1 protein-coding gene is annotated in these 521 nt (G+C 68.9%); it reads right to left on the bottom strand.

Annotated features, from left to right (window positions below):
* Nucleotides 1-473, bottom strand: a 473-nt coding sequence (locus ACTT8P_RS38450) for a condensation domain-containing protein (protein WP_442836430.1), incomplete at its 3' end; no start/stop codon positions are given.
* Nucleotides 474-521 lie beyond the last annotated feature (48 nt).

Genomic DNA, 521 nt, shown 5'->3' with positions numbered 1-521 from the left:
AGCAACACATCCTCAACACCCGCACGAAACGCCGCCGGCACACCCCCCAACAACCCCACCGACACACCCACCGGCACCCGCACCGACACCCGACGCACCGACGACTCCACATCCCGCACCGGATCCGGCACCCCACCCAGAACCGGCCCAGCCCCCTCCAACAACCCCCTCCACACCCCAAGTTCACCCAACCGCTCATCACTACCCGCCTGCGCCACCAACCCCCGCGCCCAATGCCGGAACGACGTCACCACCGGCTCCAGCCCAGCACCACGACCCGCGACAAGCTCCCCATACGCCAACGCCAGATCCGCCAACAGCACCCGCCAGGAGACGGTGTCCATCACCAGGTGGTTCGCCACCAGCAGGAGCCGTCCGGCGTTCCCAGGTCCGGCGTCGAACCAGACCGCATCGAGCATCACGCCGGCCAACGGGTCCAACCGACCCACCGCCTCACCGGCATGCACCCCCACCAACGCCTCCAGCTCACCCCCACCCAAACCAGCCGCATCAACCCGCCG

It is taken from the genome of Streptomyces sp. JW3, from assembly GCF_052216785.1.
Lineage (GTDB): Bacteria > Actinomycetota > Actinomycetes > Streptomycetales > Streptomycetaceae > Streptomyces.
This window is presented reverse-complemented; position numbering and strand designations above follow the sequence as displayed.